Annotated in this window: 26 protein-coding genes; 12 read left to right on the top strand and 14 right to left on the bottom strand. The window is 66.7% G+C overall.

From position 1 onward, the window contains the following. Positions 1–13: 13 nt before the first annotated feature. Complete coding sequence (locus IB269_RS02065; protein ID WP_192366313.1) at positions 14–1012, top strand: Bug family tripartite tricarboxylate transporter substrate binding protein; 999 nt, start codon at positions 14–16, stop codon at positions 1010–1012. A gap of 78 nt (positions 1013–1090) precedes the next feature. Here IB269_RS02065 and IB269_RS02070 read toward each other — a convergent pair whose 3' ends face one another. From IB269_RS02070 to IB269_RS02080, 3 genes are all read right to left on the bottom strand, one after another. Continuing rightward, a complete protein-coding gene (locus tag IB269_RS02070) occupies positions 1091–2380 on the bottom strand; it encodes an EAL and HDOD domain-containing protein (protein WP_192366314.1) in 1290 nt (429 codons plus the stop codon). A gap of 58 nt (positions 2381–2438) precedes the next feature. Beyond that, a complete protein-coding gene (locus IB269_RS02075; protein ID WP_013801100.1) occupies positions 2439–3716 on the bottom strand; it encodes an EAL and HDOD domain-containing protein in 1278 nt (425 codons plus the stop codon). A 188-nt stretch (positions 3717–3904) separates the two neighbouring features. Then, the gene (locus IB269_RS02080) at positions 3905–4711 is read right to left on the bottom strand and encodes a ferritin-like domain-containing protein (RefSeq protein ID WP_192366315.1); all 807 of its coding nucleotides are present in this window, start codon (positions 4709–4711) and stop codon (positions 3905–3907) included. A gap of 54 nt (positions 4712–4765) precedes the next feature. Here IB269_RS02080 and IB269_RS02085 point away from each other — a divergent pair, with 54 nt between their 5' ends. Both IB269_RS02085 and IB269_RS02090 read left to right on the top strand, forming a co-directional pair. Further along, positions 4766–5290: a gamma carbonic anhydrase family protein gene (locus tag IB269_RS02085; protein WP_012206911.1), complete on the top strand. Its 525-nt coding sequence runs from the start codon at positions 4766–4768 to the stop codon at positions 5288–5290. Positions 5291–5325: 35 nt separating this feature from the next. Then, positions 5326–6318, top strand: coding sequence for an Hsp33 family molecular chaperone HslO (locus IB269_RS02090; protein ID WP_192366316.1), 993 nt, complete (start codon positions 5326–5328; stop codon positions 6316–6318). A 12-nt stretch (positions 6319–6330) separates the two neighbouring features. Here IB269_RS02090 and IB269_RS02095 read toward each other — a convergent pair whose 3' ends face one another. The 6 genes from IB269_RS02095 to IB269_RS02120 all read right to left on the bottom strand — a co-directional run bounded on the left by IB269_RS02095 (position 6331) and on the right by IB269_RS02120 (position 11649). Continuing rightward, the gene (locus IB269_RS02095) at positions 6331–6759 is read right to left on the bottom strand and encodes a hypothetical protein (RefSeq protein WP_063328075.1); all 429 of its coding nucleotides are present in this window, start codon (positions 6757–6759) and stop codon (positions 6331–6333) included. A gap of 174 nt (positions 6760–6933) precedes the next feature. Beyond that, positions 6934–7212 (bottom strand): cell division protein FtsB, encoded by a 279-nt coding sequence (ftsB, locus tag IB269_RS02100; RefSeq protein ID WP_012206908.1) that lies wholly within the window; start codon positions 7210–7212, stop codon positions 6934–6936. A gap of 64 nt (positions 7213–7276) precedes the next feature. After that, complete coding sequence (gene eno, locus IB269_RS02105) at positions 7277–8563, bottom strand: phosphopyruvate hydratase (RefSeq protein WP_012206907.1); 1287 nt, start codon at positions 8561–8563, stop codon at positions 7277–7279. Between the two features lie 234 nt (positions 8564–8797). Next, the gene (locus tag IB269_RS02110; protein ID WP_012206906.1) at positions 8798–9088 is read right to left on the bottom strand and encodes a DUF1330 domain-containing protein; all 291 of its coding nucleotides are present in this window, start codon (positions 9086–9088) and stop codon (positions 8798–8800) included. Positions 9089–9091: 3 nt separating this feature from the next. Continuing rightward, a complete protein-coding gene (kdsA, locus tag IB269_RS02115) occupies positions 9092–9949 on the bottom strand; it encodes a 3-deoxy-8-phosphooctulonate synthase (RefSeq protein ID WP_013801105.1) in 858 nt (285 codons plus the stop codon). A 41-nt stretch (positions 9950–9990) separates the two neighbouring features. After that, the gene (locus IB269_RS02120) at positions 9991–11649 is read right to left on the bottom strand and encodes a CTP synthase (RefSeq protein ID WP_012206904.1); all 1659 of its coding nucleotides are present in this window, start codon (positions 11647–11649) and stop codon (positions 9991–9993) included. A 102-nt stretch (positions 11650–11751) separates the two neighbouring features. Here IB269_RS02120 and coaBC point away from each other — a divergent pair, with 102 nt between their 5' ends. From coaBC to IB269_RS02140, 4 genes are all read left to right on the top strand, one after another. Then, complete coding sequence (gene coaBC / locus IB269_RS02125; RefSeq protein ID WP_192366317.1) at positions 11752–12975, top strand: bifunctional phosphopantothenoylcysteine decarboxylase/phosphopantothenate--cysteine ligase CoaBC; 1224 nt, start codon at positions 11752–11754, stop codon at positions 12973–12975. 17 nt (positions 12976–12992) lie between these two features. Beyond that, positions 12993–13538: a hypothetical protein gene (locus IB269_RS02130; RefSeq protein WP_013801107.1), complete on the top strand. Its 546-nt coding sequence runs from the start codon at positions 12993–12995 to the stop codon at positions 13536–13538. A gap of 70 nt (positions 13539–13608) precedes the next feature. Then, complete coding sequence (gene dut, locus IB269_RS02135) at positions 13609–14058, top strand: dUTP diphosphatase (RefSeq protein ID WP_071956572.1); 450 nt, start codon at positions 13609–13611, stop codon at positions 14056–14058. Positions 14059–14121: 63 nt separating this feature from the next. Further along, a complete protein-coding gene (locus IB269_RS02140) occupies positions 14122–14946 on the top strand; it encodes a hypothetical protein (RefSeq protein WP_192366318.1) in 825 nt (274 codons plus the stop codon). A 46-nt stretch (positions 14947–14992) separates the two neighbouring features. On the opposite strand, the gene IB269_RS02145 is transcribed toward IB269_RS02140, so the two are convergent. Genes IB269_RS02145 through IB269_RS02155 form a run of 3 tightly spaced genes read right to left on the bottom strand, consistent with a single transcriptional unit; the run spans position 14993 to position 17421 of the window. Beyond that, positions 14993–16441 carry a sensor histidine kinase gene (locus tag IB269_RS02145; protein ID WP_192366319.1) on the bottom strand — a complete coding sequence of 483 codons (1449 nt, stop codon included), beginning with the start codon at positions 16439–16441 and terminating at the stop codon, positions 14993–14995. Continuing rightward, the gene (locus IB269_RS02150; RefSeq protein WP_012206898.1) at positions 16438–17109 is read right to left on the bottom strand and encodes a response regulator transcription factor; all 672 of its coding nucleotides are present in this window, start codon (positions 17107–17109) and stop codon (positions 16438–16440) included. The genes IB269_RS02145 and IB269_RS02150 overlap by 4 nt, the downstream gene beginning before the upstream one ends. Before the next feature lie 6 nt (positions 17110–17115). Then, positions 17116–17421 (bottom strand): PepSY domain-containing protein, encoded by a 306-nt coding sequence (locus IB269_RS02155; protein WP_012206897.1) that lies wholly within the window; start codon positions 17419–17421, stop codon positions 17116–17118. 268 nt (positions 17422–17689) lie between these two features. On the opposite strand from IB269_RS02155, the gene IB269_RS02160 reads away from it, so the two are divergent. Together IB269_RS02160 and IB269_RS02165 are read left to right on the top strand one after the other, a co-directional pair. After that, on the top strand, positions 17690–18070 hold the full coding sequence (locus IB269_RS02160) for a PepSY domain-containing protein (RefSeq protein WP_192366320.1): 381 nt from the start codon (positions 17690–17692) through the stop codon (positions 18068–18070). Positions 18071–18215: 145 nt separating this feature from the next. Further along, positions 18216–18803, top strand: coding sequence for a glycine zipper 2TM domain-containing protein (locus IB269_RS02165; protein ID WP_192366321.1), 588 nt, complete (start codon positions 18216–18218; stop codon positions 18801–18803). 67 nt (positions 18804–18870) lie between these two features. On the opposite strand, the gene IB269_RS02170 is transcribed toward IB269_RS02165, so the two are convergent. Both IB269_RS02170 and IB269_RS02175 read right to left on the bottom strand, forming a co-directional pair. Continuing rightward, entirely contained in the window at positions 18871–19392 is a 522-nt protein-coding gene (locus tag IB269_RS02170; protein ID WP_012206894.1) for an FKBP-type peptidyl-prolyl cis-trans isomerase, read from the bottom strand. Between the two features lie 152 nt (positions 19393–19544). Next, positions 19545–20996: an aldehyde dehydrogenase gene (locus tag IB269_RS02175; protein WP_192366322.1), complete on the bottom strand. Its 1452-nt coding sequence runs from the start codon at positions 20994–20996 to the stop codon at positions 19545–19547. 272 nt (positions 20997–21268) lie between these two features. On the opposite strand from IB269_RS02175, the gene IB269_RS02180 reads away from it, so the two are divergent. From IB269_RS02180 to IB269_RS02190, 3 genes are all read left to right on the top strand, one after another. Beyond that, positions 21269–22228: a helix-turn-helix domain-containing protein gene (locus IB269_RS02180; protein WP_013801114.1), complete on the top strand. Its 960-nt coding sequence runs from the start codon at positions 21269–21271 to the stop codon at positions 22226–22228. A 103-nt stretch (positions 22229–22331) separates the two neighbouring features. After that, positions 22332–23462 (top strand): cupin domain-containing protein, encoded by a 1131-nt coding sequence (locus IB269_RS02185; RefSeq protein ID WP_013801115.1) that lies wholly within the window; start codon positions 22332–22334, stop codon positions 23460–23462. Between the two features lie 387 nt (positions 23463–23849). Beyond that, positions 23850–24134: a hypothetical protein gene (locus IB269_RS02190; protein WP_012206890.1), complete on the top strand. Its 285-nt coding sequence runs from the start codon at positions 23850–23852 to the stop codon at positions 24132–24134. The last annotated feature ends 151 nt before the right edge of the window (positions 24135–24285 follow it).

Genomic DNA, 24285 nt, shown 5'->3' on the forward strand with positions numbered 1-24285 from the left:
TGCGGAGTTTTCGATGACTGATTTCCTGCGCCGGCATGTGCTGGTGACTTCCATGCTGGCGGCGACGGTCGCTGCTGCGGCCTTGCCGATGTCCGCGTCGGCCGCCGATGCCGCCTGGCCCAGCCGGCCCATCCGGGTGGTGGTTTCCTATCCGGCCGGTGGCGTCAGCGACGTGGTGGCGCGCGCCCTGGGCGAGAAGCTGGCCGCCCGCCTGGGCCAGCCCGTGGTGGTGGACAACAAGGCCGGCGCCGGCGGCGCCATCGGCCTGGACCTGGTGGCCAAGGCCGCACCTGATGGCTATACGCTGGGCTTTTCCTCCATCAGCCCGCTGACGCTGAGCCCGCACCTGGGCAAGCCGCTGTTCGATCCGCAGCGCGATCTCGTGCCCGTGACCAGCGTGATGTATTCGCCCGTGCTGCTGCTGGGCACGGCCCGCTCCACGGCGACCGATTTCAAGGCACTGGTGGCGCAGGCCAAGGCCCAGCCCGGCGAAGTCCGCTGGGCCACGGCCGGCCTGGCCTCGCTGGGCCACATCATGCTCGAGCAGATCATGTATGCCTCGCAGGCCAGGATCACGCACATCCCCTACAAGGGCGGCGGCCAGCAGCTCAATGATGGCCTGAGCGCCCAGTTCGAGGTGCTCTCCACCAACGCCGGGCCGGCCGTGCTGCAGCACATCAAGGCGGGCAAGTTCAAGGCCCTGGCCGTGGGCGCCCCCCAGCGCCTGGAGTCGCTGCCCGGCGTGCCCACGCTGGCCGAGCTGGGCTACAAGAGCGCCAACATGACCTCGGTGTTCGGCATCTTCGCGCCCGCAGGAACGCCCGCGCCCGTGCTGCAAAGGCTCAATGCCGAGATCAACCAGGTGCTGACCCAGCCCGACATGCGTGCCAAGCTGGAGGCCACCGACAACGTGGCCACGGGCGGGAAGGCCGAGGATTTCGCGCGCCAGATCGAGGCCGAGTCCCAGTCCAACGCACGCATCATCCAGGCTGCAGGCATCAAGCTGAACTGATACCGCTGCGGCGCGCGGCATGCAAAAAGGGCTTGCGGCTTCCCGGCCGCAAGCCCTTTGCCAGGGTGGCTGACCCGTTCAGACTGAGGGGTCGTCCGCCGTGAGGTTGTCGGCCCAGGCCAGGGCCTGCAGGTGCGCCCAGTTGACCTGGTGGTTGGACAGCTGCAAGGCGTTGGCGGCGCGCGCAAAGCCTTCGTCGTCGCCGCTTTCGCAGGCGCGTGTCAGCTCCAGGAAGGGCGCGAACACGCCCTTGTTGTGCACCAGCGCATCGATCACGGGCTGGGGCAGGGCGATGGATTCCAGCGCCTTTTCCATGGGCTGGCCCAGCATCACGTCCAGCAGCGAGAAAACGCCCACCACGAAGGCGTTGTCGCATTCCTCGGGCGAGAGCAGCTCGGCCGTCAGCAGCTCCATCAGGCGTCCGCGCACCACGGCGGTCTGGCCCACGGCAGGCGGCGTGCCGCCCGCGCGCGAGGTGGTCAGCAGCAGCGCGGCCCAGCGGAACAGCTTCTTGAGGCCCAGGATCATCACCGCATGGCGGAACGAAGTGATCTCGCAGGACAGGCCGAATCCCGAGGAGTTGATGAAGCGCAGCAGGTTGAAGGACAGCGTGGGGTCCTTCTTGAGCAGGGCCTCGATCTCGTCCGTGCTGGCCTGCTGGCGCACCAGGTTGATCAGCTGGATGATGGTGGCCTGCGTGGGGCGGATGGTGCGTGCCTGCACGAGTTGCGGCTGGGCGAACCAGAAGCCCTGGAACAGCCGCACGCCCAGGTCGCGCATGCGCTCGAACTGCTCGGCCGTCTCCACCTTCTCGGCCACGATCTGGGCATTGGTATGGGCGCGCGCGAAATTCACCAGGGTCTCGGCATCGGCCAGCGCAAAGGTCTGCATGTCCAGCTTGATGAATGCGGCCGCAGGCAGCCAGCTGGCATAGGCGCGGCGCAGCAGGTGCTGGTTGAAGGCCAGGCGGAAACCGCGCTGGCGCAGGGCCTGGAAGGTGGGCAGGCGCTCTTCGATATCGGCTGTGGTGGCGTTCTCGCCCAGCGTGGTCACTTCCAGCACCACCTTGTCGGGGTGGATCAGTTCCAGGTGGCCGCCGGCCAGGCTGTCATGCGTGCAGTTGATGAAGACCGTCTTCTTGCCCACCAGCGCCTCGGCTCCCGCATACGACAGTGCGTTGAACAGCAGGGCGGCATCGGAGGCCGCCGTGTGCGCATGCTGGGCTGTGGAGCGATCGAAGAGTTCATAGCCGAAGACATCGCGCGCCTCGTTGACGATGGCCTGGCGCGCAATGACGGCCACCTGTCCGTCCTCCACTCCTTCTGGCAGGGGTGGTGGCGGAGCGGAGGAGTTGTCGTTGGTAGTCATTTGGAAGCTGAGAAAGATGAAGGAGCGGCGGCGTTGAGTTGCATGCGATAGCTCATGACTATAGCGAGCTGTCTGCCAGTTGATCGGTCCAGGCCAGGGCCTGCAGATGGGCCCAGTTGATCTGCTGGCTGCTCAGGCGCAGTGCGTCTGCGCTGCGGTTGAAGGCTGCGTCGTCGCTGGCTTCGCAGGCCTGGGCCAGGATCAGCAGCTCGCCCAGCACGCCTTCGTGGCGCAGCACGGCGGCGGAGACGGCATCGGGCACGGGGATCAGGCTCATGGCCACGTCCTGCGGCAGGTCCAGCATGCTGCCCAGCAGCGAGAAGATGCCGACGACGAAGGCCTGGTCGGAGTCTTCCTCGCTCAGCGATTCCTGGGCCAGCAGCTCCATCAGCCGCCCGCGGATTACGGCGGTCTGGCCGATGGCCGGCGGCGGGCCGCCGTTGCGCGATGCGGTCAGCAGCATGGCCGCCCAGCGGAACAGCTTCTTGAGGCCCATGAGCATCACGGCCTGGCGGAAGGAGGTGATCTCGCGTTGCACGCCAAAACCCACGGAATTGATCAGGCGCATCAGGTTAAACGCCAGGCCCGCATCCTTCTTGAGCACATCCTCGATGGCATCGGTGCTGGCCTGCTGGCGCACCAGATTCAGCAGCTGGACGATGCTTTGCTGCGAGGGCGACAGCAGCTTGGTGCGCACCACCGTGGGCCGCGCAAACCAGAAGCCCTGGAACAGCTGTATGCCAAGGCGGCCCACCTGCTCGTACTGCTGGGCGCTTTCCACCTTCTCGGCGATCAGCTCGGCGCGCGTGTGGCGGCCAGCGAAGTTGACCAGCACGGCCAACTGGTCAGGGGCCAGCACGGACAGGTCGAACTTGATGTAGTCGGCCAGGGGCAGCCAGGCCGCATAGGCGGACTCCAGCACCGTGTGATTGAAGGCCAGGTTGAAGCCGCGCGCGCGCAGATTGCTGAGGATGGGCAGGCGGGCCTGCACCTCTTGCTGTGCGGCCAGGCCCAGCGGCGGGATCTCCAGCACCACCTTGTCGGGGTTGAGCAGCTCCAGATGCCCGCCGGCCAGGCTTTCATGCGTGCAGTTGACGAACATCAACTTGGTGCCGACCAGGTCCTCTTCGCCGGCATGCGACAGGGCCGTGAATACCAGGGACACGTCCGAGGCCGCCGTATGGTCCGGGTAGGCGCGCGAACGGTTGAAAAGCTCATAGCCGATGATCTGCTGCACCCCGTTGACGATGGCCTGGCGCGCGATCATTCCCCGGTCTGTGGACGCGGGGCTGGCCGCAGGGGCATCGTTGAAGAGATGGACAGGCAATTCGGTCATGGAGTGTTCGGTCGAAGAGGCACGGTAAGCAGCAGATCTGATTGTAGGAATGTTCTGAATAAATATGCCGACAGGCAGTGTCTGCTGGGACAAGTCCGATTGCGGAGTCGGACCCATCCTAGTTTGTAAACCATTGTGCGGCCATGCGGACGGGACGGGCCTGTCCGCGCGGCTGCGGCAGTCTTTCTTCAGACCTGCTGCAGCCAGGCCAGTTCGGTATCGGTGAAGCCAGCGGCGCGGCGCGCGCGCTCGTTGAAGGGCGGGCGCAGGCGCGGTGCCTCGTAGCGCTGCGTCAGGTGCTGGTAGTGCGCCTCCGGCTCCAGGCCTTCCCGTTCGCACAGCCAGCGGTACCAGTGGTTGCCTATGGCCACGTGGCCCACTTCCTCGCGCAGGATGATGTCGAGGATGTCCACGGCCGCCAGCGCATCGGGCGCGCGCGTGTTGCGCAGCTTGTTCTGTATCTGGGGCGTGGCGTCCAGGCCCCGTGCCTCCAGCGTGCGTGGCACCAATGCCATGCGGGCCACCACGTCATGCGCGGTTTTCTCGCACATGGTCCACAGGCCCTGGTGGGCCGGGAAGTCGCCATAGTCGTGGTCCAGGTGCACGCGCAGATGCTCGCGCAGCAGGCGAAAGTGCTTGGCCTCCTCGGCGGCCACCTGCAGCCAGTCCAGGTAGTACTGCTGCGGCATGCCGTCAAAGCGCCATACGGCATCCAGCGCCAGATTGATGGCGTTGAACTCGATGTGGGCAATGGCGTGGATCAGCACGGCCCGGCCTTCGGGCGTGGCCGGCGAGCGCCTTGCAACGGCGGTGTGGTGGCGCAGCTCGGGCCGCAGCGGGCGGCCCGGCAGGTCCGGTGCGGGATCGGGCAGGGCCGGTGCCTGCGCTGCTATTGAATAAAGCGCCTGCCGTGCATACATGTCCAACGCGGCGGCGGCCTTTTCTTCGGGGTCCGGGAGGCACAAAACCTCAAGGGCGCGGTGACGTAACTCCATCCCTACAATTCTAGGTTTCCTGCCATCACCAATAATTGACGGAGACAAAGACCCATGGCGATTTATGAACTGGATGGAGTGGCCCCTGAAGTGGCGGCATCGGCCTGGGTGGCCGACAGCGCCGAGGTCATGGGCAATGTGCAGCTGGCCGAAGACGCCAGCATCTGGTTCGGCGCCGTGCTGCGCGGCGACTGCGAGAGTATCTCCATCGGCGAGGGAAGCAACATCCAGGACGCCAGCGTGCTGCATGCCGACCTGGGCAAGCCGCTGGTCGTGGGGCGCCATGTGACCGTGGGCCACCAGGTCATGCTGCATGGCTGCACCATCGGCGACGAATCGCTGATCGGCATCGGTGCCGTGGTGCTCAACGGCGCGAAGATCGGCAGGAACTGCCTGGTCGGCGCAGGCGCTCTCATCACCGAGGGCAAGGAGTTTCCCGATGGCTCGATGATCATCGGCAGCCCGGCCAAGGCCGTGCGCCAATTGACGCCCGAGCAGATCGAAGGCTTGCGCCGCAGCGCCCAACACTATGTCGATAATGCGCGCCGGTTCAAGACCGGGCTGCGCAAGCTGGGCTGAGCGAGGCCCGGCACTTTTTTACGGAATCCATCAGCGTGTCTGAACTGCATAAATTCATCTTCGAAGGCCTGCCCGTGCGCGGCTCCATCGTCCGCCTTACCGACGCCTGGCAGGAAATCCTGCAACGCCGCGCGGGCAACGGCGAGACCGGCGCCTACCCCGCTGCCGTGCGCGAACTGCTGGGCGAAATGGCGGCTGCCGGCGTGCTCATGCAGTCCAACATCAAGTTCAACGGCGCCCTGGTCTTCCAGGTCATGGGCGACGGCCCGGTCAAGCTGGCCGTGGCCGAGGTGCAGTCCGACTTCGGCCTGCGCGCCACCGCCACCCTGATCGGGGAGGCGCCCGAAGGCGCCACGCTGGAGCAATTGCTCAATGTGAACGGTGGTGGCCGCTGCGCCATCACGCTGGACCCCAAGGGACGCCAGCCGGGCCAGCAGCCCTACCAGGGCGTGGTGCCGCTGCAGGATGCGCAAGGCCGCAGGTTCTCCCAGGTGTCCGATGCTCTGCAGCACTACATGCTGCAGTCCGAGCAGCTGGACACCGTGCTGGTGCTGGCCGCCAATGACCAGTTGGCTGCCGGCCTGCTGATCCAGCGCATGCCGGTCAAGGGCGAGGCCAACCTGGCCTCCGCCACCGAAAGCGAGCAATCGGGCCAGGACGCCATCGGCCTGAACGAGGACTACAACCGCATCGCCACGCTGGCCGCCAGCCTGACGCGCGACGAACTGCTCACGCTGGATGTGGAAACCATCCTGCGGCGCCTGTTCTGGGAAGAAAAGCTGATGCGCTTCGTCCCCCAGCAGGACGAAGAGCGCCCGCGCTTTGCCTGCACCTGCAGCCGTGAGCGCGTGGGCGCCATGCTGGTGTCGCTGGGCATTGAAGAGGTGGACAGCATCCTGGAGGAGCGCGGCAATATCGAGGTGGGCTGCGACTTCTGCGGCAAGCAGTACGAATTTGATCCCATCGATGCCGCCCAGCTGTTCACCGAGGCCGGCAAGCAGCCGCCGACCTCGACGAACGTCCAGTAAATACGCTCGGAGTCAGTCTCGCCCGCTGCGCAGCGCGTCGAACAATCGCCGCTCGCAGTCCGGGTCGCTGCATTGCTCGCAGCCGTAGGGGCGAAGGCGCGCGCTGCGTTGCGCGGGGCTTGCGGGCAGCCAGGACCAGTCCATTTGCGGAGCCTTGAGCCTGAGCGACTCGGCCAGCTGTTGCCATTGCCGGGCGGTATTGCCGTAGAGCACCACGTAGTCGCGCGACTGGCCTTGCAATTGGTCGCGCCAATGCTGGAGCTGGGCGGCAGGGCCATTGCTCACTCCTTCGTGCTCGGTGACGGAGGCTCTCCAATCCAGTCCCAGCAGGTAGACGGTCCCATGTTCCGGCAGAGACTGCCCCGGCTCGGCCGCCAGGCATTGCCAGTCAGCAGGAGATGCTCCGTGGTGCCGCCAGGCCTGGCGCAGTGCATGTGCCATGGAAAGCGCGAGCGCGGGCGGCGATCCCAGAAGAATCACCGGGGGCGGGGGCAAGCGGTCTGTGTCCAAGTACCTGTCTCGGCTTGAGCGCGGGCCCGGTAACGGGCGCAGGCGCCTTGTTGCAAAAGCACAAGGCCGGCATGAAGCCGGCCTTGGTGCAAAAAATCCCAACCTTCAGCGCCGCACGATCTGCACGAAGATCTCGTTGGGCTTGACCATGCCCAGCTCGCTGCGGGCCTTTTCCTCGACCATGGCCAGGCCGTCCTTGAGGTCGTTGACCTCGGAGGCCAGGCGGTCGTTCTCGGCCTTTTCCAGGGCATTGGCCACGTTCTGGTCGTGGATCTGCTGCTGCAGTTCCTTGACGTAGGCCACGCTGCCATGGCCCAGCCACAACTGCGCGTGCACGGCGGCGAGCAGGGCGAGCAGGACAAGGGGGACGACGCGGTTGACCATGGCAGCAGATGTTGCGGAAAGGAAAAAGGCTTGCAGGCCCGATGGCTTGCAAGCCTAACGCTTTTCAGCGCAGGTTGTAGAAAGCCTCGCGGCCGGGGTAGTGGGCGATGTCACCCAGGTCTTCCTCGATGCGCAGCAGCTGGTTGTACTTGGCGATGCGGTCCGAACGGCTCAGCGAGCCGGTCTTGATCTGGCCGGCATTGGTGCCCACCGAGATGTCGGCAATCGTCGAATCCTCGGTTTCACCCGAGCGGTGCGAGATCACGGCCGTGTAGCCTGCGCGCTTGGCCATTTCGATGGCGGCGAAGGTTTCGGTCAGTGTGCCGATCTGGTTGATCTTGATCAGGATGGAGTTGGCGATCTTCTTGTCGATGCCTTCCTTCAGGATCTTGGTGTTGGTAACGAACAGGTCGTCGCCCACCAGCTGGACCTTGGCGGCCAGGCGGTCGGTCAGGATCTTCCAGCCATCCCAGTCGCCTTCGGCCATGCCGTCCTCGATGGAGATGATGGGGTACTTGTCGCACCAGCCGGCCAGCATGTCGGTCCACTGGGTGGCGGTCAGCGTCAGGTTGCCTTCACCGGCCAGCACGTACATGCCGTCCTTGTAGAACTCGCTGGCGGCGCAGTCCAGGCCCAGGGCGATCTGTTCGCCGGCCTTGTAGCCTGCGTTTTCGATGGCCTGCAGGATCAGCTGGATGGCGGCTTCGTGGTTTTCCACGGAAGGCGCAAAACCGCCTTCGTCGCCCACGGCCGTGCTCATGCCCTTGTCGTGGATGATCTTCTTGAGCGCGTGGAAGACTTCGGCACCCCAGCGCACGGCTTCGCGGAACGACGGCGCGCCCACGGGGATGATCATGAATTCCTGCAGGTCCAGGCTGTTGTTGGCGTGCGCGCCGCCGTTGATGACGTTCATCATCGGCACGGGCAGCTGCATGCCGCCCATGCCGCCCAGGTAGCGGTACAGGGGCAGGCCGGCCTCTTCGGCAGCGGCACGGGCCACGGCCATGGAGACGGCCAGCATGGCGTTGGCGCCCAGGCGGCCCTTGTTGTCGGTGCCGTCCAGGTCGATCAGGGTCTTGTCCAGGAAGGCCTGCTCGGAGGCGTCCAGGCCTAGAACGGCTTCGGAGATCTCGGTGTTGATGTGCTCGACGGCCTTGAGCACGCCCTTGCCCAGGTAGCGGCTCTTGTCGCCGTCACGCAGCTCGATGGCTTCGCGCGAGCCGGTGGACGCGCCCGAAGGCACGGCGGCGCGGCCCATCACGCCCGATTCCAGCAGCACGTCGCATTCGACGGTGGGGTTGCCGCGGCTGTCCAGCACTTCGCGGCCTACGATGTCAACGATTGCACTCATGGCATTTCCTTTGCGGTTTTTGAAATCGGTGTGCAGGCGGGTTCCGGTGAGGTTGCGCCCTGGTGCTTGCCGGGCAAGCGGTATGGGTGGTCGATGGCGTGGCAGGCTGCCGCGCCACCGGGCACAGCCGTGCTCCGCGGCGCAGTATCTGCGATCGGGCGGCGGCTATTGTGCACAAATTGGTTGTATGGCTTTGTATGCGCTGCGCTCTTGACGAGCCGGGGTGGCTGGCCGTCAGACGCCTTCCACGCAGACCATGCGCATGATGGATGCGCCTTCACGCGCCTCGCGGGCACGCAGGTACTCGGGCGTGTCGTAGAAGGCCCGGGCTGCCTCGAAGCTGGGGAACTTGAGGATCACGGTGCGGCCGGGGTTCCAGTCGCCTTCGAGCACTTCGACCTTGCCGCCGCGCACGCAGACTTCGGCGCCATGCACGCGCATGGCCTCGGTGCTCCACTTGCGGTATTCCTCGTACTGCTCGGGCTTGGTGACGGTGACGGACGCAATGATGTAGCCGCTGGCCATGGGTCAGACTCCAAAGTCGTTTTCGAGGAAGCCGTTCTTCTTGGTCACGTCGTCGAGCGCGACCAGGGTTTCGAGCAGGGCCTTCATGTGCTTGAGCGGCACGGCGTTGGGGCCGTCGCTGAGGGCGCAGGGAGGGTTGGGATGGGTTTCCATGAACAGGCCCGCCACGCCCACCGCCACGGCCGCGCGCGAGAGCACGGGCACCATCTCGCGCATGCCGCCGCTGCTGGTGCCGTTGCCGCCGGGCAGCTGCACGCTGTGCGTGGCGTCGAAGACGACGGGCGCGCCGGTCTCGCGCATGATGGACAGGCTGCGCATGTCCGAGACCAGATTGTTGTAGCCGAAGCTGGCGCCGCGCTCGCAGGCCATGAAGCTGTCCTCGGGCAGGCCGGCTTCCCTTGCAGCCGCACGGGCCTTGTCAATGACATTCTTCATGTCATGCGGGGCCAGGAACTGGCCCTTCTTGATGTTCACCGGCCGGCCCGACTGGGCGACGGCGCGGATGAAGTCGGTCTGGCGGCACAGGAAGGCCGGCGTCTGCAGCACGTCCACGACCTGGGACACGGCCGGGATTTCGGACTCGGTGTGCACGTCGGTCAGGATGGGGACCTGCAGGTCCTTCTTCACCTTGGCGAGGATCTCCAGGCCCTTGTCCATGCCCGGGCCGCGAAAGCTGGCGCCCGAGCTGCGGTTGGCCTTGTCGTAGCTGCTCTTGAAGATGAAGTGGATGCCCAGGGCCGCCGTGATTTCCTTGAGATGCCCCGCCACGTCCATCTGCAGCTGTTCGGACTCGACGACGCAGGGTCCTGCAATGAGAAAGAAGCGCCGGTCGAGGCCGACATCGAAGCCGCAGAGTTTCATGGTGGGGATTCCTTGGGAAATGGTGGGCGGCGTTGCGGGGGTCAGGGCTTGCGCGGCGCCTTCTGGCGTTCGATCGCAGCCTTCACGAAGGCATTGAACAGCGGGTGGCCGCTCCACGGCGTGGACTTGAACTCGGGGTGGAACTGCACGCCGATGTACCAGGGGTGAACTTCCTTGGGCAGCTCGACGATCTCGGTCAGCTGCTCGCGCTGCGTCAGCGCCGAGATCACCAGGCCCGCTTCGCGCAACTGGTCCAGATACTGGACGTTGGCTTCGTAGCGGTGGCGGTGGCGCTCGGTGACCACATCACCGTAGATGCTGTGGGCCAGCGTGCCGGCCTGCACGTCGGAGGACTGCGCGCCCAGGCGCATGGTGCCGCCCAGGTCGGAGTTCTCGTCGCGGGTCTTGACCGTGCCGTCGGCGTCCTTCCACTCGGTGATCAGGGCGATCACGGGGTTGGCAGACTTGGGGTCGAACTCGGTGGAGTTGGCGCCTTCGAGGCCGGCCACGTGGCGGGCGTATTCGATGGTGGCCACCTGCATGCCCAGGCAGATGCCCAGGTAGGGCACCTTGTTCTCGCGGGCGTAGCGGGCCGTGGAGATCTTGCCTTCCACGCCGCGCGAGCCGAAGCCGCCGGGCACGAGGATGGCGTCGTACTGCGAGAGCTTGTCGCGCGCATTGGCGTCGCTGATGGTCTCGGAATCGACGTGGGTGATCTTCACTGCCACATGGCTTTGCATGCCGGCGTGCTTGAGCGCCTCGTTGACGGACTTGTAGGCGTCCGACAGCTCGACGTACTTGCCGACCATGGCGATCTTGACCTCGCCCTGCGGGTGCTCGGTCTCGTGGACCAGGTCGTCCCAGCGCTTGAGGTTGGTGGGCGGCGTGTTCAGGCGCAGCTTGTCGCAGATCAGGCCGTCCAGGCCCTGCTCGTGCAGCATGCGGGGCACCTTGTAGATGGTGTCCACGTCCCACATGGAGATCACGCCCCACTCGGGAACGTTGGTGAACAGCGAGATCTTTTCCTTCTCCTCTTCCGGCACCTGGTGCTGCGCGCGGCACAGCAGGGCGTCGGGCTGGATGCCGATCTCGCGCAGCTTCTGCACGGTGTGCTGCGTGGGCTTGGTCTTGAGCTCGCCGGCCGTGGCAATCCAGGGCAGGTAGGTCAGGTGGACGAAGGCCGTGTTGTTGGGGCCCTGCTTGAGGGCCAGCTGGCGAACGGCTTCGAGGAAGGGCAGGGACTCGATATCGCCCACCGTGCCGCCGACTTCGCAGATGGCGACATCGACAGCGTCAGGCGTGCCCAGGCCGGCGCCGCGCTTGATGTACTCCTGGATTTCGTTGGTCACGTGCGGGATCACCTGCACGGTCTTGCCCAGGTAGTCGCCGCGGCGCTCCTTTTCCAGAACACTCTGGTAGATGCGGCCGGTGGTGAAGTTGTTGGACTGCTTCATGCGCGTTTCGATGAAACGCTCGTAGTGGCCAAGATCCAGATCGGTCTCGGCGCCATCATCGGTCACGAACACTTCACCGTGCTGGAAGGGCGACATGGTGCCCGGGTCCACGTTGATGTAGGGATCCAGCTTGATGAGGGTGACTTTGAGGCCGCGCGATTCGAGGATCGCAGCAAGGGAGGCTGAGGCGATTCCCTTGCCCAGGGAAGACACCACACCGCCTGTGACGAAGACAAATTTGGTCATGTCTTTTATTGGTGGTGGTAAAGCAGGATTATAGATGCGCCGCCGAATTCGCCGCGCCGCGCGGGGCTGCTCGGATGCTCCGGCTCTGCTAAATTGCGCGCCATGACTGAAGTGTTCGCAGGTAAACATCTGGTGCTCGGCCTCTCCGGAGGCGTGGCTTGTTACAAATCTGCCCAGCTGGTGCGCCTGCTGGTGCAGGCCGGGGCCACCGTGCAGGTGGTGATGACCGAGGCGGCAGAGCAGTTCATCACGCCGGTGACCATGCAGGCGCTGTCGGGCCGCCCCGTCTATGGTTCGCAGTGGGACGCGCGCGAGCCCAACAACATGCCCCACATCAACCTCAGTCGCGAGGCCGATGCCATGCTGATCGCGCCCTGCAGCGCCGACTTTATCGCGCGCCTGGTGCAGGGCCGCTCCGATGAGCTGCTGAGCCTGATGTGCCTGGCGCGCCCCATGGACCGCGTGCCCCTGTTGCTGGCGCCTGCCATGAACCGCGAGATGTGGGCGCACCCGGCCACGCAGCGCAACCTGGCGCAGGTGGCGGCCGACGGTGCGCTGGTGCTGGGCGTGGGAACGGGCGACCAGGCCTGTGGCGAGGTGGGCGACGGCCGCATGCTGGAGCCCGAGGAAATCATGGAGGAGCTGGCTGCCTTCTTCACGCCCAAGCTGCTGCAGGGCCGCCAGGTGCTGGTCACGGCGGGCCCGACCTTCGAGGCCATCGACCCCGTGCGCGGCATCACCAACCATTCCAGCGGAAAGATGGGCTTTGCCATTGCGCGCGCCGCGCGCGAGGCGGGCGCCCAGGTGACCCTGGTGGCCGGGCCCGTGCACCTGCGCACGCCGCGCGGCGTGCAGCGCATCGACGTGCAATCGGCGCAGCAGATGTTCGATGCCGTGCAGCAGCAACTGCCCCAGGCTGGCGTGTTCATCGCCACGGCGGCCGTGGCCGACTGGCGCCCGGCCACGGCGTCAGACCAGAAGATCAAGAAGGACGGCTCGGGCCAGACCCCCACGCTGACCTTCGTCGAGAACCCCGACATCCTGGCGGCCGCCGCGCAGTCCGAGCCTGCGCGCAGCGGCCGGCTGTACTGCGTGGGCTTCGCTGCAGAAAGCCATGACCTGCTGCAGCACGCCAGCGCCAAGCGCCTGCGCAAGCAGGTGCCGCTGCTGGTGGGCAATATCGGTCCCGCAACCTTTGGGCGGGATGACAATGCCCTGCTGCTGATCGACGAGGCTGGCACCATGGAGCTGCCGCACGCCTCCAAGTCCCTGCTGGCGCGCCAGCTGGTGACCGAGATCGCCCGGCGCCTGCCGCCCGTCCGTTGACACCACCGAAGGCCCGCATGTCACAGAACACCTACGAAGGCCCCCGCCACGGCGACTATGTGCGCTATGTGGACGAGCTGCTGCGCGCCAGTCCCCTGTACCGCTCTGCGGCCCACGGCTGGATGGCGCAGGGACGCAGCGATTTCACCGATGCGGTGGCCACGCCGGGCGCGCAGTCCCAGTCCGTGGTCGAGCGCGTGCGCGAGCAGGTGCAGGCTGCTGCCGAGAAGGCGCGCATCGCCGCGCAGCAGGCTTCGGTGCCTGCCCTGCCGGGGCGCCAGCCGTCTGCAGGCGACAGGCATGGCGACAGGAACGGCGATAGAAATGGTGGCAGGGCCGATCGCGGCCGGCAGGCGGCGCGGGCACAGCAAGCCCAGGCCTCCTCCGCCGCCAAGGCTGTCAAGAAGACGGTCTTCAAGATAGGTCCGGGCCAGTTGCTGGGTATCGTGATCGGCCTGATCCTGGCCGTGGTGATTCCGGGCATCGGCCCTTTCATCCTGCTGCTCACCATCATCAATGCCATCGTCAAAGGCTTTCGCAGCGGGCTCAAGTCGTCCGGGTGACGGCGCGGGGCACAATGCGCGCTTTGCTTTTCAAGAGAGCCTGCCGTGAGGCGCTCCCCAGATTGTTTCCATGAACGTTGATATCAAGATCCTTGACGCGCGCCTGCGCGAGAACATGCCCGCCTACGCCACGCCGGGAAGCGCGGGCCTGGACCTGCGCGCCTGCATCGATGCGCCTTTGATGCTGGAGCCCGGCCAATGGCAACTGGTGCCCACGGGCATGGCCATGTACCTCAAGGACCCCGGCTACGCGGCCATGATCCTGCCGCGCTCGGGCATGGGCCACAAGCACGGCATCGTGCTGGGCAACCTGGTCGGCCTGATCGACAGCGACTACCAGGGCCAGCTCATGGTCAGCGCCTGGAACCGCTCGACCACGGCCTTCACGCTGCAGCCCATGGACCGCCTGGCCCAGCTGATCATCGTGCCCGTGGTGCAGCCCAGCTTCAATGTGGTCGAGGAGTTCGAGTCGGCTTCCGAGCGCGGCGCCGGCGGCTACGGCTCTACAGGCAAGCAATAAGGCGCTCAGCCAGAAAACGCCCGCAGCCGCGCTGCCCGGGCATCGCTCCAGGGAGGAATCCGCATGGCCAGGCCATCCCGGCGCACGCGCCACCGCCCATCCGCGTCATGGACGCGCGTGATGCTGACGCAGGAAGACCGCATGCGCCGCCGCCTGCAGCAGCGCCACTGGCTGCGGCTGCATGCGGCACTGACGGGCGGGTTGAGCCTGGCCGGCATGTCGCTGTTGAGCCTGGGCCTGCTGCACGCGGGCATGCACAGCATGGCGCTGCGCTATGGCGTGGCCCTGGCCTGCGGCTATCTGCTGTACCTGCTGCTGCTGCGCCTGTGGGCCGAATGCATGCTGCGCCGCGACTGGGAGGTGTCCGATGTTCCCGATGTGACGCCCGGCGGCAGCGGTTCTTCACCGGCCCGCACGCCGGAGGCTGGCGGATTCGACAGCGGGCAGGGCGGCTCGTATGGCGGCGGTGGCTCCAGTGGCAGCTGGGATGACGGCGGCGCCATGTCCGAGGCCGCTTCCTCGGCCTCGCAAGGCTTTGATCTGCCGGGCATCGATGGGCTGGACGACGGAGCCGTCGTCCTGGTTCCCGTGCTGCTGGTGTTTGCGGCGCTGCTGGTCGCGGTCACGGGGGCAGGGTCGTTGCTGTGGCTGGTCTTTGGGGCCGACCTGTTCCTGGCCGTGGCGGTGGAGGTGGCCTTTGCGCTGCTGATGGCGCGCACGCTCTATGTTGTGGAGCGCGAGGGCTGGCTGCTGGCCGCGCTGCGCCTGAGCTGGAAGCCGGTGCTGGGCGCACTGGTGGCCGCCGTGGCGCTGGGCGCGCTGGCCGACTGGCTGTTTCCCCAGGCAGACACCCTGGTGCAGGTGCTGCGTGCGCTGAGAGGACACTGAAAGGCCCCTGAGAGGGCACTGAGCCGCCGCTGCGCGGCTCCTGCCGTCACGCCTGTCTTTTTGCCCCCGGCAGGCGCAGCTGCATGCGCAGGCCGCCCAGCGGCGAGCGGCTGGCTGCGATGCTGCCGCCATAGGTCTGCACCAGGTCACGCACGATATCCAGGCCCAGGCCTGCGCCGGGCCTGCGTTCGTCCAGGCGCTCGCCGCGCTCGAAGATGCGGCCAAGGTCGGCGTCTTCGATGCCGGGGCCGTCATCGTCCACCGTCAGCAGCAAGGGGCCGCTGGCCTGATCGTGCTCCAGGCCCTGGACTTCCAGGCTCACGGCCTGGGTCGCCCACTTGCCGGCGTTGTCCAGCAGGTTGCCCAGGATTTCCATCAGGTCCTGGCCATCGCCCAGAAAGTCCCAAGGCTGCGCATCGCCCTTCAGCGCGAAGCGGATGCCGCGGCCGGCGTGCAGCCGCTCCATGGTGCGCACCAGCGAGGCCAGCGGCGGCTCCAGCGGCGTGCGCAGGCCTGTGGCCTGGCGGGCCGCAGCGCGGGCGCGTGCCAGATGGTGGTCCACCTGGCGGCTGGCGCTGGCGACCTGCTCGCGGACCAGTTCGGCCAGCGCCCCGCCTTCCTGCGCGGCGGCATTGCCGAGGATGGACAGCGGCGTGTTCACCGCATGGGCCAGGTTGCCGGCCTGCGTGCGCGCGCGCTGCACCATGTCGGCGTTCACATCCAGCACATGGTTGAATTCCTGCACCAGGGGGCGCAGTTCCTGCGGGAACCGGCCTTCGAGGCGCGGCGTTGCCCCCTTGCGCACGTCGGACAGGCCCTTGCGCAGCAGCTGCAGCGGCCGCAGCGCCAGGCGCAGCTGCAGCACCACGGCCAGCACCAGCCCGGCCGCCAGCGTGCCCAGTGCGGCGATCAGCATGGTGGTGAAGCGCTGCATGGGTTCGGCCAGCAGGGCGCTGTCGGCCGCAACGATCAGGCGCAGCGGCGGCGCGTCGGCTTCGGGCAATTGCAGGGGGCGTGCCACGGCCACGAGCTGGTGGCCCTGGCCATCGGGCAGCATGCCGGTGTTCAGCGCCGTGTCCTCGTGGTGCTCATCCGGGCGGCCGGCATCGGCACGGAACTGGTGCCAGTCCAGCGTCTGGTCCCACAGCGAACGAGAGCGCAGCAAGCCGGCCTTCTCGGGTGGACCCGCGCCATCGCTCACCTGGTCGATCTGCCAGTACAGGCCTGACAGCGGCTGCGCCAGGCGCGGATCGCCCACGGCCAGTCCGACTTCGATGCGCCCGCCGGGCAGGCTGTTGACGGCTGCGCTGAGCTGGTCGAGCTGCAGCACCAGCTGCGCCTGCAACTGCTGCGCGATGTGGTCGCGGAACAGGCCGCGCAGCCCCCAGCCGGCCAGCAGCACGGCCGCCAGCACCCAGGCCAATGTGCCGGCCAGCAGGCGCAGGCGCAGCGAATCGCCAAGCCGGGATACCTGTCTTTCCTGTGGCGCGTTCATGCAGCGGGCGCGCCTTCCACCAGCCGGTAGCCCAGGCCGCGCACGGTCTCTATGCTGCCGGCCGGCAGCTTCTTGCGCAGGCGGCCGACGAAGACCTCGATGGTGTTGGAGTCGCGGTCGCTGTCCTGCGGGTAGATGTGTTCTGACAGTTCGGTGCGCGATATCACCTGCCCCACGCGCTGCATCAGCAGGGCCAGCACCTTGAATTCATGGCTGGTCAGCGTGAGCGGCTGGCCGGCGACGCTCACGCGGGCATGGCGCGAGTCCAGCACGATGGGGCCGCATTGCCACTGGGCGCTGGCGTGCGGGCTGAGCCGGCGCAGCAGGGCGCGCAGGCGGGCCATCAGCTCTTCCATGTGGAAGGGCTTGGCCAGATAGTCGTCGGCGCCGGCATCCATGCCGGCCACCTTCTCATGCCAGGCGCCGCGCGCCGTGAGGATCATCACCGGCATGACCCGGCCCTGCGCACGCCAGGCGCGCAGCACGGTGAGCCCGTCGCGCACGGGCAGGCCCAGGTCCAGCACGGCGGCGTCGAATTCCTCGACCTCGCCCAGGTACTGGGCCGTTGCGCCGTCCGCGGCCGTCTCCACCGTATGGCCTGCCTGCTGCAAGGCCTGTACCAGTTGCCCGCAGAGCGTGGGCTCGTCTTCCACCACGAGGATTCGCATCTGCGTCTAGTCCTTGCGCTTGAAACTCAGCACCTTGCCATCGCGTGCATCGATCTTGAGCTTGGCTACGCGGCCGCCCGATTGCAGCAGCCGGATCTCGTAGATGAAGCGGCCGTCGTCATGCTCGAACTCGACCTTGATGACCTGGCCCTGGTAGTCGCGCTCGACCTGATCGAGCACGGTGCGCAGCGGCAGCACGCGGCCTTGCTGCAGGGCCTGGCGAGCGAGTTCATGGTCGCTGTCGCCGGCGTCCGAGGGCGTGGTCCAGGAGGCCAGGGCCGCCGCCATCAGCAGCAGTGCGGCCAGCAGCATCCAGGACCTGCGAGGAATGGAGAAGGATGGAGTGGGCATGGAAAACTTTATAGCCCAGCGTGGATGAACCTCGGATGAACGGCTGCTTCAGCTTGCGTTCATGGCCTGCATCGAACAATGGCTGCACGCCGTCGCAATTCAACGGAAACGAAGGCGCAGCAGCCGGCAGATGCGGCCTTTTCAGATGCATCGCCAGCCCAATCGCCGACCCAATCGCCGACCCAATCGCCGGCCCAGTCGCCGTCCTTCACATGCCAAGGAGAACCTCATGCCTTCCATCCCACAACTGATTTCCCGCGCTGCACGCCATGGCCTGACGGGCCTGGGCATTGTTCTGATCGCCACTGCCGGGCTGGTCGCCCAGGTGCAGGCCCAGGCAGCCGCCACGGGCGGGCCATCCGTGACCGTACAGGCCGGCGAGGCCGTGGCCACCACGGTGGCCTCCGTGCGCGGCGCCTTCCAGGGGCCGGGCCTGAGCATCCGCGAAGTCTTCGAGCGCATGGAAGTCCTGGGCTACCGCGACCTGCGTGAGATCGAGTGGGAGGACGGCCTCTACCAGGTCAAGGGCCAGACCGGCGATGGCCGCCCTGTGAAGCTCTACGTCGATGGCAACAACGGCAACGTGCTCAGCATCCGCGCACGCAATTGAGGCCTGGCGGGCAGGCTGATTTTTGTCAGCAAGTGTTCTGTCCGGTCGGCAGGCATGCGGCCTGGGACGTTGAAGCGGTATGCAGCCGCCGGCCGGGCCGGTGGCTGCCCTTGATCGATCCACGGACAGTACACAGGAGATTCTCATGCCTTCCATTCATCGCTTGAGCGCCTTGGGCGCCGGCTGCATTGCCGCGCTGCTGCTCAGCGCCTGCGCGGGCTACCCCCAGCAGGGCGGATACCCGGGTGGCGGCTACCCTGCCGGTGGCTATCCGGCTGGCGGCTATCCAGCCGGAGGCTATCCGACCAGCGGCTACCCCAGCGGTGGCTATCCCAACGGCGGCCAGCCCGGCACGGCCTACCCGGGCGGCGGTGGCTATGTGCAGCAGGGGCGCGTGACCAATGTGCAACTGGTGCAGATCCAGCAGCCCAGCGGCATAGGCGGCTCGGGCATAGGCGCCGGGGCCGTGGTGGGCGGCGTGGTCGGCGGGGTGCTGGGCCGCCAGGTGGGCAAGGGCAGTGGGCGCGACATCGCCACCATTGCGGGCGTGGTGGGCGGTGCCATGGCGGGCAATGCCATCGAGAAGAACACCGGCCCTGGCGACCTGCGCGATGTCTACCGCGTCACCGTGCAGTTGAACGACGGCAGCACGCGCGTGTTCGATTACCAGAACAATCCGCAGCTGCGCATAGGCGAGAGCGTGCGCGTGGACAACAACCAGCTGATTCGCTGAGTACCAGGCTCGCTCCATGCAAAAGGGCTCCCCGCAGGGAGCCCTTTGCCATTTCAGCGCGGCAATTTCAGTGCAGCGTGTCGTTGCCCGGCGCCATGGGCTGGATGCGGAAGAAGCCGGTGCCGGCCGAGCCACGGCCGATTTCCTCCTCGGTAGCTTCGCGCACGCCTTCGACCTTCAGGTGCAGGCGCAGCGCAATGCCGGCCAGCGGGTGGTTGCCGTCCAGCACCACATGCTCGGGATAGATTTCCGTGACGGTGTAGAGCAGGTCGGGCTGCACGGCGCTGCAGCCCTTGGGCAGGGCGCTGGCCTCGAAGCTCATGCCTTCCTCCAGCTCGGCCGGGAACAGGGCGCGCGGCTCCAGGAAGATCAGGCTTTCGTTGTAGTCGCCAAAGGCTTCCTCGGGCTCCAGGTGCAGGTCCAGGGTCTTGCCCTGGCCGTGGCCCTGCAGGGCTTCCTCGATGCGCTTGAGCAGATCGTCGCCGCCGACCAGGAACTCCACGGGCTCATCGAGCACGTCCAGTTCCTCGCCCAGGGTGTCCTTGAGGGTCCAGGTCAGAGCGACCACGCATTGTTCTGTGATTTCCATGGTGTGCAGCTTGTGCGGCCCATGCCGCGGTGGGGAAAAAGAAAGACCGCCGCGTGCGCCCGTGTTTGACGAAGGCGTGCCGGCGGCCGCGTTGGCGCGATTTTCCCACGGCTGCCCGGCTGCTGCGCAGGCCGGGCGGCGAGTCCTGCCGATCAGAACGGATAGTGGCGGGGGGTGGTCTGCATGGTGATCCAGCGCGTCTCGGTGAAGGCATCGATGCCTGCCTGGCCGCCGAAGTGGCCGTAGCCCGAGTTTTTCACGCCGCCAAAGGGCATCTGTGCCTCGTCATGCACGGTGGGGCCGTTGACGTGGCAGATGCCGGCCTCGATGCGCGCGGCCACGCGCCAGCCGCGCGCGGTATCGCGGGTGTAGACGGACGAGGACAGGCCGAATTCGTTGTCATTGGCCATGGCGATGGCCTGCTCCTCGCCGCGCACGCGCACGATGGCCTTGACGGGGGCGAAGGTTTCCTCGCGGAAGATGTCCATCTCGGGCGTGACGCCGTCGATCAGCGTGGCCGCCATCAGCGTGTTGGTGGCCTTGCCGCCGCACAGCAGTTTTGCGCCCTTGGCCAGCGCGTCGTCGATCAGGCGGTTGGCGCGCTCCACGGTGGCCATGTCCACCACCGAGCCCAGCACCACGGGGCCCTTGCGCGGATCGCCCAGCGGCAGCGAGGTGGCGCGGGCCACCAGCTTGTCCAGGAAATCGCCGGCCACGGACTCATCCACGATGATGCGTTCGGTGGACATGCAGATCTGGCCCGAGTTGGCGAAGGCACCGAAAGTGCAGCCGGCCACGGCGGCGTCGATGTCGGCATCGTCCAGCACCACGAAGGGCGCCTTGCCGCCCAGCTCCAGGATGGCGGGCTTGAGGTACTTGGCGCAGGTCTGGCCGAGGATGCGGCCCACGCGCGTGGAGCCGGTGAAGTTCACTCGGCGCACGGCCGGGTGGGCCACCATGGCTTCGACCACGGCACCGGCATCTTCGGGCGCATTGGTCACGAAGTTGACCACGCCGGGCGGCAGGCCGCCTTCCTGCAGGGCCTCGATGATCAGGCCGTGCGTGGCGGGGCACAGCTCCGAGCCCTTGAGCACCACCGTATTGCCGCAGGCCAGCGGCGTGGCAATGGCGCGCACGGCCAGGATGACGGGCGCATTCCAGGGAGCAATGCCCAGCACCACGCCAGCGGGCTGGCGCACGGCCATGGCCAGGCTGCCGGGCACGTCAGAGGGAATGATCTGGCCGTTGATCTGGGTGGTCAGCGATGCGGCCTCCAGGAACATGTTGGCAGCCAGGTGCACGTTGAAGCCGGCCCAGATGCCCGATGCGCCGGTCTCGGCGGCCATGGCGGCGGCAAACGCCTCGGTCTTGGCTTCCAGCGCCTGCGATGCCTTCATCAGCATCTGGCGGCGTTCGGTCGGGCCCAGTGCGGCCCAGGCGGGGAAGGCCTTTTGCGCGGCCTCGACGGCGCGCACGGCATCTTCGGGCGTGGCGGCCGGGGCGCGCGTGGCCACCGATCCGTCCAGCGGATTGCGGCGCTCGAAGGTGGCGCCATTGCCGGCCTTTGCGGCCTGGCCTGCGATGAGCATGGTTTGTTCGATCATGACTGTCTCCTTGGTATGTGGTTGTGGCGTTGGCATTGGCATTTGCGTTGGCATAGCCGGGCGTGCCGGTCATCGTAGAAGCAGGCGATGGCGCAGGCAGCCCGCTGCGCGCACAAAGCGCATGACGGATCGTGCACAGGCTCCGGGGTTTACCCTTGTCCTGGCTGTCCGCGGGGAAAGCCATGGGGCGCGACGGGCCTGCACTTTCCCATAATCACGTCCATGGCCGCACACAGATCCTTCACCCGTGCGGCGAGCAGGAGAGACCGCACATGACCGATGCCATGGTGTTGAGCACCGACGGACTGCCGCCCGGCGAGACGGCGTCGGCCTGGCACGCCTGGATGTCGCGCCTGTTTGCGGGCCTGGATACCGATGTCTATGGCGATCGCCTGTTCGAAGGCCATGTGCGCGTGGCCAATGCCGGCGATGTGGTGCTGACCCGTCTGGAGGCGGGCCGCCACCGCGTCATGCGCAGCATGCAGGGCCTGCGCGCCCATGAGTCCCCCTATCTGAAGATCGTCGCGCCCTGGGAGGGTGTGGCCAGCGTGCGCCAGCACAACCGCGAGGCCAGCGTGCGCAAGGGCAGCTGGGTGATCTATGACACGGCGCAGGAGTACGAGGTCACCAACCCCGAATGGTCCGAACACCTCATCGTGATGCTGCCGCGCCAGGCCATCGTGGAACGGGGCATCCGGCTGGAAGGGCTGATGGGGCGCAATGTGGGCGGCAGCTCGGGCATTGCCCGCATCGCGCTGGAAACCATGCGCAGCACCTACCAGGAGCTGCCCGGCATGGCGCCGCATCTGGCGCGCCGCGCGGGCGAGCTGCTGGTGGACATGGTCCATCTGTCGCTGCAGGAACTGGCCGGGCAGGGCACGGCAGGCACGCAGCAACTGGCGCTGCAGGACCGCATCCGCGCCCATGTGGCGGCCCATCTGCGCGACCCGGGCCTGTCGGTGGAGTCCGTGGCCGCCGCCCTCAACTGCAGCAAGCGCCATCTGCACAACGCCTTTGCGGACAGCCAGACCAGCCTGGGCGCCTTCATACAGCACAGCCGCCTGGAGCTGTGCATGCGCGAGCTGCTGCAGCCCGCCCAGGCGCAGCGCACCATCACCGAGGTCGCCATGGATTGCGGCTTTGGCAGCACCGCGCATTTCAGCCGCGCTTTCAAGATCTATACGGGTCTGTCGCCCTCGGATTTCAGGGCCATGCGCAAGCCGGCCGGCTGACTGCCGCGAAGCCATTGCGGGGCAGCTTGCGCTGGCGCCAGGACAGGGCAATGCCCGCATAGGACAATGCCGCCCTGTCTCTTCGCTCACTTCGGACCATTTCATGGACACCAACACACCGCTTGCCCTGCTGGGTGGGCTTACCGCTTCCCAATTCATGCGCCGCCACTGGCACAAGAAGCCCTTGCTGGTGCGCCAGGCAATCCCGGGCTTCAAGCCCCTGATTCCCCGCGCCAGGCTGCTGGCCATGGCAGGCGAGGACGGTGTGGAATCGCGCCTGATCCAGCAGCAGGACGGTGGCCATTGGAAGCTCAGCCACGGCCCGCTGTCGCGCCGCAGCCTGCCCTCGCTGCAAAAGCCCGGATGGACCGTGCTCGTGCAGGGCGTGGATCTGCACGACGACGGCGTGCACCAGCTGATGCAGCAGTTCCGCTTCGTGCCTGAGGCGCGGCTGGACGATCTGATGATCAGCTTTGCCACCGACCAGGGCGGCGTCGGCCCGCATTTCGACAGCTACGACGTCTTCCTGCTGCAGGCGCATGGCCGTCGGCGCTGGCGCATCGGCCGCCAGAAGGACCTGTCGCTGCAGCCCGATGTGCCGCTGAAGGTGCTCTCGAATTTCGAGCCCGAGGAGGAGTTCGTGCTCGAGCCCGGCGACATGCTCTACCTGCCGCCCAAGTGGGCCCATGACGGCATCGCCGAGGGCGAATGCATGACCTACTCCATCGGCTTTCGCTCGCCCGCGCGCGACGAACTGGCCCGCGAGCTGCTGCTGCGCATGTCCGATGAGCCCGATGAACCCGAAGCGCCCATGGTCTACCGCGATCCCGACCAGCCCGCCGTCGAGGCCCCGGGCGAGATTCCGTCGAGCCTGCACGACTTCGCGCGCAAGGCGCTGGAGCGCGCGCTGGCCGAGCCGCTGGCGCTGGAGCGCGCGCTGGGCGAGTACATGACCGAGCCCAAGGCCAATGTTTGGTTCGAGCATGGCGAGGAACACGGCATGTTCGAGAGCGTGGTCCTCGACCGCCGCACGCGCATGATGTATGACGCAAAACACATCTTCATCAACGGCGAAAGCTATCTGGCCGGTGGCCGCGATGCCACCCTGATGCGCAAGCTGGCCGATACGCGCGCCCTGTCACGCGCCGATCTGGCCAAGGCCAGCGATGACGCGCTGGAGCTGCTGTCCTCCTGGTTTGACGCCGGCTGGGTGCGAGGCGGGCCGCTGTCCTGAACCGGGTAGACGCTGTGGCGCAGTCATGCTAAGTTCGGGCATTCACCGTTGACAGCGTTCTGCTGATTCAAGGCGGACTCCGATAGATTTGTAAAGAATTGTCTTGGGTTCGTCAGTAAATTGACAGCAACCTGGTTTTGTTACACAGTGGACGCCAAGGCAGCTTCTTGCTGCCGCATTCGGACTTGGCAAGAGGATTTGTGCGGAATTGTTCAGAGGTTGTCAGTTTCAGTCAGCCTCGAAAAAATCTCCCTATAATTCGCTCCAAGTCGAATGAATGTGTTTGACGTGGCCTGGCTGCCGCGTACCGGTTGCCCGCATCCGGTGGCGCAAGTGGCGGGGCCCCTCCTGTGTACTGTCTTCTTACCTACTCTCTAGGAAACTGTGATGAAGAACTCTCTGATCCTGGCTACCGTGATCGCTGCTGCAGCTCTGGCCGCTTGCGGCAAGAAGGAAGAGGCTCCGGCCCCCGCTCCCGCACCCGCCGTTGAAGCTCCCGCACCGGCAGCTCCCGCTCCCGCAGAAGCTCCTGCTGCTCCCGCCGCCGACGCTGCTGCTCCCGCAGCGCCTGCCGCTGACGCTGCAGCACCTGCTCCCGCTGCTGACGCTGCCGCTGCAGACGCCGCCAAGGCTGCTGCCGACGCTGCCGCCAAGGAAGCCACCAAGCAGTAATTCGGCCCTCGCCGATGGCAGAGGTTTCGGCCTCTGCCGCGAAAGAACCGCATCCTTCGGGCTGCGGTTTTTTTTCGTCTTCGCTTTGCTTTGGTCCAGTAAAAAAGCCACCGGCAAATGACTGCGCGGTGGCTGCAAGCCAAGGGCGGAC

Origin of the sequence: Delftia sp. DLF01, assembly GCF_014852125.1 — a bacterium.
Lineage (GTDB): Bacteria > Pseudomonadota > Gammaproteobacteria > Burkholderiales > Burkholderiaceae_C > Comamonas > Comamonas acidovorans.

What these genes read in the sequence shown, in the direction of transcription:
- dut (WP_071956572.1), top strand. Translation starts at nt 13,609, where the DNA reads ATGAACGTTGATATCAAGATCCTTGACGCGCGCCTGCGCGAGAACATG.
- IB269_RS02120 (WP_012206904.1), bottom strand. Translation starts at nt 11,649, where the DNA reads ATGACCAAATTTGTCTTCGTCACAGGCGGTGTGGTGTCTTCCCTGGGC.
- IB269_RS02175 (WP_192366322.1), bottom strand. Translation starts at nt 20,996, where the DNA reads ATGATCGAACAAACCATGCTCATCGCAGGCCAGGCCGCAAAGGCCGGC.
- ftsB (WP_012206908.1), bottom strand. Translation starts at nt 7,212, where the DNA reads ATGGTCAACCGCGTCGTCCCCCTTGTCCTGCTCGCCCTGCTCGCCGCC.
- IB269_RS02110 (WP_012206906.1), bottom strand. Translation starts at nt 9,088, where the DNA reads ATGGCCAGCGGCTACATCATTGCGTCCGTCACCGTCACCAAGCCCGAG.
- IB269_RS02095 (WP_063328075.1), bottom strand. Translation starts at nt 6,759, where the DNA reads ATGGCACATGCACTGCGCCAGGCCTGGCGGCACCACGGAGCATCTCCT.
- IB269_RS02160 (WP_192366320.1), top strand. Translation starts at nt 17,690, where the DNA reads ATGCCTTCCATCCCACAACTGATTTCCCGCGCTGCACGCCATGGCCTG.
- IB269_RS02180 (WP_013801114.1), top strand. Translation starts at nt 21,269, where the DNA reads ATGACCGATGCCATGGTGTTGAGCACCGACGGACTGCCGCCCGGCGAG.
- IB269_RS02165 (WP_192366321.1), top strand. Translation starts at nt 18,216, where the DNA reads ATGCCTTCCATTCATCGCTTGAGCGCCTTGGGCGCCGGCTGCATTGCC.
- IB269_RS02130 (WP_013801107.1), top strand. Translation starts at nt 12,993, where the DNA reads ATGTCACAGAACACCTACGAAGGCCCCCGCCACGGCGACTATGTGCGC.
- IB269_RS02155 (WP_012206897.1), bottom strand. Translation starts at nt 17,421, where the DNA reads ATGCTGCTGGCCGCACTGCTGCTGATGGCGGCGGCCCTGGCCTCCTGG.
- eno (WP_012206907.1), bottom strand. Translation starts at nt 8,563, where the DNA reads ATGAGTGCAATCGTTGACATCGTAGGCCGCGAAGTGCTGGACAGCCGC.
- IB269_RS02150 (WP_012206898.1), bottom strand. Translation starts at nt 17,109, where the DNA reads ATGCGAATCCTCGTGGTGGAAGACGAGCCCACGCTCTGCGGGCAACTG.
- IB269_RS02075 (WP_013801100.1), bottom strand. Translation starts at nt 3,716, where the DNA reads ATGACCGAATTGCCTGTCCATCTCTTCAACGATGCCCCTGCGGCCAGC.
- IB269_RS02140 (WP_192366318.1), top strand. Translation starts at nt 14,122, where the DNA reads ATGGCCAGGCCATCCCGGCGCACGCGCCACCGCCCATCCGCGTCATGG.
- IB269_RS02065 (WP_192366313.1), top strand. Translation starts at nt 14, where the DNA reads ATGACTGATTTCCTGCGCCGGCATGTGCTGGTGACTTCCATGCTGGCG.
- IB269_RS02145 (WP_192366319.1), bottom strand. Translation starts at nt 16,441, where the DNA reads ATGAACGCGCCACAGGAAAGACAGGTATCCCGGCTTGGCGATTCGCTG.
- IB269_RS02070 (WP_192366314.1), bottom strand. Translation starts at nt 2,380, where the DNA reads ATGACTACCAACGACAACTCCTCCGCTCCGCCACCACCCCTGCCAGAA.
- IB269_RS02185 (WP_013801115.1), top strand. Translation starts at nt 22,332, where the DNA reads ATGGACACCAACACACCGCTTGCCCTGCTGGGTGGGCTTACCGCTTCC.
- IB269_RS02190 (WP_012206890.1), top strand. Translation starts at nt 23,850, where the DNA reads ATGAAGAACTCTCTGATCCTGGCTACCGTGATCGCTGCTGCAGCTCTG.
- kdsA (WP_013801105.1), bottom strand. Translation starts at nt 9,949, where the DNA reads ATGAAACTCTGCGGCTTCGATGTCGGCCTCGACCGGCGCTTCTTTCTC.
- IB269_RS02085 (WP_012206911.1), top strand. Translation starts at nt 4,766, where the DNA reads ATGGCGATTTATGAACTGGATGGAGTGGCCCCTGAAGTGGCGGCATCG.
- coaBC (WP_192366317.1), top strand. Translation starts at nt 11,752, where the DNA reads ATGACTGAAGTGTTCGCAGGTAAACATCTGGTGCTCGGCCTCTCCGGA.
- IB269_RS02170 (WP_012206894.1), bottom strand. Translation starts at nt 19,392, where the DNA reads ATGGAAATCACAGAACAATGCGTGGTCGCTCTGACCTGGACCCTCAAG.
- IB269_RS02080 (WP_192366315.1), bottom strand. Translation starts at nt 4,711, where the DNA reads ATGGAGTTACGTCACCGCGCCCTTGAGGTTTTGTGCCTCCCGGACCCC.